The organism is Lactobacillus sp. UMNPBX16 (assembly GCF_002553775.1).
In the GTDB taxonomy this organism is placed as follows: domain Bacteria; phylum Bacillota; class Bacilli; order Lactobacillales; family Lactobacillaceae; genus Lactobacillus; species Lactobacillus crispatus.
In genome coordinates, this window is record NZ_PCYU01000071.1 from 1 (window position 1) to 4,159 (window position 4,159).

The following is a 4,159-nucleotide window of genomic DNA, read 5'->3' on the forward strand; positions in this document are numbered from 1 at the left end:
CAGAAATGCAGTCAATTCAGCTTCTAACAAGTTATTAACAGCCTGTTGTAGCTCTTTGCGCAATAAATCATTTATTTTGTCTGGATTGAATAGAGCTTGAGCAAAATCTTTGGTAAAATCATTCATGAAGGAGTTCTTCTTTCTGTATGTGTTTTTTTGTTCAAACCAATCATACGAGAAAGGAACTCCTTTTTCTAATGTTTAAAGAAATAAATTTAAGGAATCATTCATCCTTACACAAACTATTTTACAGTCTCAATAAAGGTTCTGGTATAGTCTGATATATTTCAAGTTTTTGTTAATCAATATATTTTTTATTATTTTTTAATTGTTAAGTACTTTATTTTAAAATACGAACTAGAACCTATACTTTGATATTAACTAATTCAAAAATTAGCTAAAATTTAATAAATTGTAACTCTAGTGCCTATTTTAATATTAGGAAATTCTTTTTTCTCAACATATAGTGATCCCGGAAGCTCCGCAGCTTCATCACCAGTGAATCTCACAGCAATATGACCTAAATTTTTAAGATTAGTATTCACTTCATTGCCAACTGCTGTAATCAAATAGTCATGATCACCTATTCTTAAAGTCATGCCTTTTTTTATTTCACCATTAACATCATTTAAATCAATAATGAAGCAGGAATCTTTTAATATACTTGGAGCTTCTGGTCCAAAGAAAATTAGCATATTTATTGATTTAAAATCTTGTGCTTCCTTACCTATTTCTCTAACTTTTGTTTCAAAAATACTTTTTGTTCCAACGCTCATAATTACTATTCCTGTTACTTTCCACTATACAATCCAAAGCTTGCTAACCAAGCTACAAAAACTCTTGGAACACCATTGATAAACCTTGAGTAAAGTACTGAGGTTACACCAACTTCAACAGTTTTAGCATCTGCATCCATTAATCCTAAACCAACTGGAATAAAGTCACAACCATTTTGCGTATTAATAGCAAACAAAGCCGGAAGTGCATATTGTGGTGCAATATTTCCTTTACCAATTTCAACGCCAATTAAAGTTCCTATTATTTGACCAATAACAGCTCCAGGTCCAAGTAATGGAGACAAGAATGGAAGTGAGCAAATAAATCCTAAGACCATTAATCCCCATACATTACCTGCAAGTGGAGTCATTAGCTTAGCAAACCATTTACCAATACCGGAACCATTAATGAAACCGATCAGAAGAGATACAAATGCCATAAATGGTAAGATGGTTTCAATAACTGTTTTTACAGATTTCTTAGCAGCTTGATTGAAAGTTGCAACAATTTTACCAATTCCAATACCGATTTTACCTACCCAACTTCCTTTATCACTTTGTTGAGTAATTGTCTTACTGGTATCTATAGTTTCACTTTCTTTTTTATCTTCATCAGAAGTTGAAGCAGTTTGTTCAGCTGTTTCGGTCTCATCAGACTGTTTGGCTAAAGAGATTTGATCAACATCTACTGCAGATACATAAAGTTCTGGAACAATAAAATCTGCTAACGGACCTGATTTTCCAGTTGGTAAGACATTGATTGTCTTAATTTTCTTCTTTGGATAAATACCACAACGTAGTGTACCACCACAATCAACTACAGCAACTGCTATTTCGTCATCTGGAATTGAAGTTTTAAAACCGTCAACTGCTTTCATCCCTGTAAGTTTAACAAGCTTATCAATAATTTTAGGACGATTCCCACCAGTAACATATAAAATTGTATGTTTTTGTTCAGTTGGAGTAATTACCAAAGGGCCTCCCCAGCCACCTGAACCACGAACAACTTTAACACTTCTCCACTTAGACATATTAATTCATCTACTTTCTAAAACTAATTAATGGAAGCCAACTTTCTTAGATAATTCAATTCCAGTTGTTCTACATACATAAGCTGTTGTAAAGTCTGTAATCCAACCACCAATAAAGTTCATTACTAAACCAACTAATAAGTATCTGATAGCCAAATCCATCGTATTCAAGCCTAATTTTTGAACACCGCTTGCAATACCTAACCAAATAAAGTATTCCGCAGGATTAATGTGTGGAAACACACCATTACTTGTATGACAGAATTGTGCACATGATGCATAATAACTTGGCTTGTAATATTCTGGTAAGAACTTACCCATTGTGTGAGCTAATGGATTACCTAACATAAATGCTGCTAAGAATGGAAGAACTAAATATCTCATGAATGGATTACTTGAAGATGCTTGCGCAAATTTATCCATTCTTTTTTGACCAATTAGAGCAATTAATGCATTCATAAATACCAACATAATAAGGACTAATGGAATAATTCCACTTACCCAACTAGAAAACTGTTTCCCACCTGCCTGGAACAAACCAATAAACCAGGTAGCAAATTTAATAATATACGACATTTTCTTTACCTTCTTTCGAACTATCTACTGAGTTTATTCTTTAGAAGTACAAATTTTGATGTTAGATCATTTTTCCACATTTGAAAGACTGGTAACGATAGAAAATTTGTATTTATACTTGTATCTAAATCAGATCGACTCATTTTTCCAGTCTTAAAGTTAATATAATTCCGATAAGCATTTAAGATGCACTCTTGAGTTAAAGAATCAAACTCTTGCATTTCATCATAAGAACTAGCCAATAAGGGTAATGACTTATTTTTTAATTTTTCTATTTTTTTGAATCTAGCAAAAATCGTAACGCCTTTCATAATTTCTGCATCTTGAATATTTGCTTCTTTATCAATATTCAGTAATAACAGAGTTCCTGCTCTCATCTTTTTGGGGTTCTTCCCTATCAGAACTTTGCCTTTTTTACACATCTTTCGAAATTCTTTAACAAAGTTTTGAATTTGTAAGAATCCCAAAACACTTTGTAATAAAAATACAACAGCAAGAATAATACAAATATACAAAATATTCATTTTATACACCCTCCGCTATTTGACCTAACTTTTTGGAATTATCATATTTTAAGAAATTACTATATAGAACACTATTACGAGAAATTAATTCAATTAGATCATAAACACGAGAAGTGGCATTTACTAAATCATCATTTAAAGTATTTGGAATGGCTATCAAAAATATAAGTTTTACTTCTCTATTTCTAAAAGATAATTTATTGTTAACAATTCCAACACTAATTAAGATTCGCTGTTTATTGGAACTATCTACTGCATGAGGGATTGCAATACCATTTGAAAAGATATTACCTATATCTTTCTCGCGGTTACTCCATTTTTCTTCAAAATCTTCATTGAATTCTCCCACCTTAACTTGATCAGCAATCAACTTTTTTACTTCTTCATGATAATTTTTTGCATTAATCTTAGTAACGAAAATTTTACAAAGATTTAATTCAGTAAGATGTTCAACTACAGATATTTGTAAGATAGTTGATAACGCTTCTGGTCTAAAAACAGTTCCAATATTGACAACTTGTGTTTTTGGGGAGGAGAAAGGTTTATCTGAAAATGCCATTAAATAATTACTTGGATCAACTTCATTAAATTTTGAAATAGAACTAAAATCTGTAGTTTTAAGTTGATCAAATACTTGCAAAAGTTTATTTTCAATAAAACTTTTAACTGAATTTCGAATAGATCCTATAAATGCAACATTCACTTCATCAGTGCGATTCTCAGTTCTTTCATCTAGGAACATTTGAAAATAGATAACACAATAATCAATTTCTTCTTGATTTACATGCACATGATAATTTTCTTCGATAGACTTAGAGAGATTAATTGAAAATTCTAATGAAATTGGATAATCTTTTGAAATACCTTTTGGCAATATTTCGGAAATACTTTCATGCAACAATGAACGATTTACTAAAAATAATAAATGCCATTTTATTCTTGAATATAAATTCTTAAAGTTTAATCCATATTTCAATAAGTTAGAGACCGTAAAATAGTTTGTGTAAGGATGAATGATTCCTTAAATTTATTTCTTTAAACATTAGAAAAAGGAGTTCCTTTCTCGTATGATTGGTTTGAACAAAAAAACACATACAGAAAGAAGAACTCCTTCATGAATGATTTTACCAAAGATTTTGCTCAAGCTCTATTCAATCCAGACAAAATAAATGATTTATTGCGCAAAGAGCTACAACAGGCTGTTAATAACTTGTTAGAAGCTGAATTGACTGCATTTCTGGGCTATGATCCC

At 31.0% G+C, this 4,159-nt stretch carries 5 protein-coding genes and 2 pseudogenes; 1 reads left to right on the top strand and 6 read right to left on the bottom strand.

Annotated elements, in window-relative coordinates; all coding sequences use genetic code 11:
* The 6 genes and pseudogenes from CP367_RS10220 to CP367_RS10245 form a co-directional block, all read right to left on the bottom strand.
* Positions 1–126: pseudogene (locus CP367_RS10220) on the bottom strand (IS256 family transposase); the annotation flags it as partial.
* Positions 127–404: 278 nt separating this feature from the next.
* Positions 405–776, bottom strand: coding sequence for a PTS glucitol/sorbitol transporter subunit IIA (locus CP367_RS10225; RefSeq protein ID WP_089148106.1), 372 nt, complete (start codon positions 774–776; stop codon positions 405–407).
* 14 nt (positions 777–790) lie between these two features.
* Positions 791–1,807, bottom strand: coding sequence for a PTS glucitol/sorbitol transporter subunit IIB (locus CP367_RS10230; RefSeq protein ID WP_089148107.1), 1,017 nt, complete (start codon positions 1,805–1,807; stop codon positions 791–793).
* A 27-nt stretch (positions 1,808–1,834) separates the two neighbouring features.
* A complete protein-coding gene (locus tag CP367_RS10235) occupies positions 1,835–2,383 on the bottom strand; it encodes a PTS glucitol/sorbitol transporter subunit IIC (RefSeq protein WP_089148108.1) in 549 nt (182 codons plus the stop codon).
* 20 nt (positions 2,384–2,403) lie between these two features.
* Positions 2,404–2,907 carry a transcriptional regulator GutM gene (locus CP367_RS10240; protein ID WP_089148109.1) on the bottom strand — a complete coding sequence of 168 codons (504 nt, stop codon included), beginning with the start codon at positions 2,905–2,907 and terminating at the stop codon, positions 2,404–2,406.
* A 1-nt stretch (position 2,908) separates the two neighbouring features.
* A complete protein-coding gene (locus CP367_RS10245; RefSeq protein WP_089148110.1) occupies positions 2,909–3,883 on the bottom strand; it encodes a PTS sugar transporter subunit IIA in 975 nt (324 codons plus the stop codon).
* Positions 3,884–4,021: 138 nt separating this feature from the next.
* Between CP367_RS10245 and CP367_RS10250 the strand changes: the two are divergent.
* Positions 4,022–4,159 (top strand): annotated as a pseudogene (locus CP367_RS10250) (IS256 family transposase); the annotation flags it as partial.

Excerpts from the sequence above, each read along its gene's own strand:
- CP367_RS10225 (WP_089148106.1), bottom strand. The coding sequence starts at position 776 with ATGAGCGTTGGAACAAAAAGTATTTTTGAAACAAAAGTTAGAGAAATA.
- CP367_RS10230 (WP_089148107.1), bottom strand. The coding sequence starts at position 1,807 with ATGTCTAAGTGGAGAAGTGTTAAAGTTGTTCGTGGTTCAGGTGGCTGG.
- CP367_RS10235 (WP_089148108.1), bottom strand. The coding sequence starts at position 2,383 with ATGTCGTATATTATTAAATTTGCTACCTGGTTTATTGGTTTGTTCCAG.
- CP367_RS10240 (WP_089148109.1), bottom strand. The coding sequence starts at position 2,907 with ATGAATATTTTGTATATTTGTATTATTCTTGCTGTTGTATTTTTATTA.